The 3,553-nt window shown below is 41.0% G+C and carries 3 protein-coding genes; 2 read left to right on the plus strand and 1 reads right to left on the minus strand.

Annotation, left to right across the window (positions count from 1 at the left end; all coding sequences use genetic code 11):
• Positions 1–303: 303 nt before the first annotated feature.
• Both galU and H5158_RS22250 read left to right on the plus strand, forming a co-directional pair.
• On the plus strand, positions 304–1,215 hold the full coding sequence (gene galU, locus H5158_RS22245; RefSeq protein WP_182740931.1) for a UTP--glucose-1-phosphate uridylyltransferase GalU: 912 nt from the start codon (positions 304–306) through the stop codon (positions 1,213–1,215).
• Positions 1,216–1,393: 178 nt separating this feature from the next.
• Entirely contained in the window at positions 1,394–1,666 is a 273-nt protein-coding gene (locus H5158_RS22250) for a four helix bundle protein (RefSeq protein ID WP_220491401.1), read from the plus strand.
• 160 nt (positions 1,667–1,826) lie between these two features.
• Here the strand turns inward: H5158_RS22250 and H5158_RS22255 are convergent, their stop codons facing one another.
• A complete protein-coding gene (locus H5158_RS22255; protein WP_182740932.1) occupies positions 1,827–3,224 on the minus strand; it encodes an MBL fold metallo-hydrolase RNA specificity domain-containing protein in 1,398 nt (465 codons plus the stop codon).
• Positions 3,225–3,553 lie beyond the last annotated feature (329 nt).

A 3,553-nucleotide genomic window follows, 5' to 3' on the forward strand; every position in this document is an offset into this window, starting at 1 on the left:
ACTTGTAGGCGAGTGGCTTGCCACCGCGAACAGGCCTAAAGCCATTTCCTACGTTTTTACATTTTACCTTAGGCGAGAAGATAAAGATGTTAATAAACACGCGTCAGCAAGCTTAACGCCTACGGGTGTTAAAGTTTACCTTAATGTTTAATTAATTACTTGTAGGCGAGTGGCTTGCCACCGCGAACAGGTTAAAGGTGCTAGGAACTCGCTGTTCGAAGCCCGAACTCATTCACTCCCTATAAAGCTTTGCGCTGCTAACTTGATCCTAAATTGATTTAAACACTCTATAAAGGATCTATTATGAAGGCTGTTATCCCTGTTGCGGGTCTTGGTACACGTATGTTGCCAATGACTAAAGCTATTCCAAAAGAAATGCTCCCACTGGTTGATAAACCACTTATTCAATACATAGTGAATGAGTGTGTTGCTGCGGGTATTAAAGAAATTGTGCTTGTTACTCATAGCTCTAAAAATGCGATTGAAAACCATTTTGATACTAGCTTTGAACTTGAAGCGACACTTGAAAAACGCGTAAAGCGTAAGTTACTTGATGAAGTGCGCTCTATTTGCCCACCTGATGTAACTATTTTACATGTGCGCCAAGGTGAAGCTAAAGGTTTGGGTCATGCAGTGTTGTGTGCTAAACCAATCATTGGTGATGAAGATTTTGTAGTTTTACTGCCTGATGTAATACTTGATGCTTATACTGCAGATCAAAAAACAGAAAATTTAGCGGCAATGATTGCACGTTTTAAAGCAACATCAGCAAGCCAAATTATGCTTGAACCTGTACCTGAGCAAGATGTATGTAAATACGGCATTGCTGATATAAATGGCGCTGTAATTACTGCGGGTGAAAGTGCGAAAATCAAAACAATGGTTGAAAAACCAAGTGTTGGTGACGCGCCATCAAACCTTGCTGTAGTTGGTCGTTATGTACTGTCAAAAACTATTTGGCAATTACTTGATAAAACTCCGGTTGGCGCAGGTGGTGAAATACAACTAACCGACGCTATTGATATGCTTATGAAAATTGAAACGGTTGAAGCATTTCATATGAGCGGCCGAGCTCATGACTGTGGTGATAAATTAGGTTATTTAAAAGCGATTGTTGAATACAGCATGCGTGATGAAAACCTAGGCGCTGACTTTACAAGCTTTGTTGCAGAGTTAGTTAACCCTAAAAAACCAAGTCATTTAAAGGTAGTGTAAAATTTAGATGTCTGAGGTTTCGAGCTTCGAGTTGCGGGCTACGTATCATCTTAGCCGCTGATTATAGTAATTAGGTTCTGGGTTGTTCTGCGAGGTGATATATTACGTCCTGCAGTTAAATTATAGTTCCATTGTTATTTAGTCGTTTTCGAAAGGGAGTAGCAACCCAGGAGGGGTGATGAAATATGAAAATTTAGATGTATGGAAGAAATCTTTTTCATTAAGTTTATTTGTATATCAAGTTTTCAATGATTTACGAGATTTTGGGCTTAAAGATCAAATGTGTCGCTGTGCTGTTTCTGTTCCGAGTAATATAGCGGAAGGTTATGAGCGCTATTCCGATAAAGAAAGAGCGTATTTTCTTTCTGTGGCAAAAGGCTCTGTAGGAGAATTAAAAACGCAGCTTATGATTGTTTTTGAGCTTGGTTATATCAATCACGAGCAAACATAGTTCGCATTAAATGAGTGCGAAGTAATTGGGAGAATGCTTGGGAAATTGATCTATGTAATCAAAAGCTCATGAGAATCTCACAACCTGTGCTACACAGAATAATGAAAAGGTTAAAGACTAGGAATTAGACTAAATTTAACACCGGGCTGCTCGTAGCCCGCTACTCGAAGCTCGTCAACGATTCCCCAATTTCAATTTTAACTCCTTCTCCTAGTACCTCTCGATACTCTTGGGCTAATGCCTGTTTTGCATCATCATCGCCATGGACTATTTTTATATGGCTGGGCTTTTTACGCATACCTGTTACAAATTTTATTAAGCCGTTTTGATCTGCATGAGCACTGTAGCCGCTGATTGTGTGTACTGCTGCGTTAATGGTGATTTTATGGTTATTAATATGCACATAACCATTACTTGGTCCATAGGTTTGAATATCTCGGCCGAGCGTGCCACGGCCTTGGTAGCCAACAAAAATCACATCGGTAGTTTCATCAGGTAAAAATCGCTCTAGGTAATTCACAATTCGTCCGCCGGTGCACATGCCACTAGCGGCAAGAATAATTGCGGGTTGTTTGCGTTTGCTTAGGTAATTAATTACGGCAATATGCTCTTGGTGGCTGTCGATAGTATGCAACTGCGCAAAGTTTAATGGATGGCGACCTTTGGCTAAGCGTTTTTTTGCTTCATCGTCCCAGAGGGTTTTAAATTTTCGATACTCTGTGGTGAAGTTAGCTGCCATAGGGGAGTCAACAATAACCTCTATATTTTGCCATGGTGAATTTTTAGCTGCGTTGTGAATTATTTGCTCCAGTTCGTACAGTAACTCTTGCGTACGGCCAATGCTAAACGCTGGCACTAATACAATGCCATTATCGGCAACGGCTTTTTCAATCACCTTTTTCAGTGTTTGCGTGCGTTCTTTTCGGCCTTGATGGTTTTTATCACCATAGGTTGACTCGATCACTAAAGTATCGGCTTTGTAAGGCGCTTTTGGGGAAGGTAGTAGCGGAGTATGCGGCGCTCCTAGGTCACCAGAAAATACCACGCGATGGGAATTTTCCTTGCTAGTTTTAGTTTTTATATCGATTTCAACATAGGCGGAGCCTAAAATATGCCCGGCACGTTGTAAGCGAGCTTTCGCGGTGGGCTTGTTGCTGGTGGTTGGTAAGTCAAACCAGCTATTAAATTCGATAGCGACAATACGCTTGGCAAGTAAGCTTAAACAGGCGTTAATAATTTTTTGATCTCGCGTTACCCCGACTTTAAGTGCATCTTCAATAACTAATGGCAATAGACTTGCCGATGCCTTCGAAGTAAAAATAGGGCCAGAGAAACCAGCAGCAAATAAGTAAGGTATGCGGCCAACGTGGTCAATATGACAATGCGTAACAATCAGCGCAGTGACAGTTGAGATATCAAAGTTGATAGCTAAACTTGACCCGGCGTCTTCCCCTTGAAAAAGCCCACAATCAATCAACACCGATGAGTGTTGATCATAATCTAACTGATGGCATGACCCCGTAACCCCATTCACCGCTCCATGATGGGTAATTTTCATGGTTGCTCCTTGTTGATTAAATTATACAAATTAGAAACAAGGTTAGGATAAAAAATGTCAAATTAAAAGGTTGAAGAGAGAAGGTTAGAGGTTAAAGGTACTCGAAGGCTTTATGATGCGGGGATTATAAAATTCATGGTTAAAGCCATTTCCTACGTTTTGTACAATTTGCCTGGCATTAACCTTTTGTGTATATGCTTATGCAGGCGAGTGGCTTGCCACCGCGATATTCAATATTGTTTCGGTGTTTTCGCGTCAGCAAGCTTAACGCCTACGGGTGTTAACGTTAATCTCAGTGTTTAATTATTCACTGTAGGCGAGTGGCTTGC

Origin of the sequence: Pseudoalteromonas sp. SR45-6 (assembly GCF_014163545.1) — a bacterium.
Classification (GTDB): domain Bacteria; phylum Pseudomonadota; class Gammaproteobacteria; order Enterobacterales; family Alteromonadaceae; genus Pseudoalteromonas; species Pseudoalteromonas rhizosphaerae.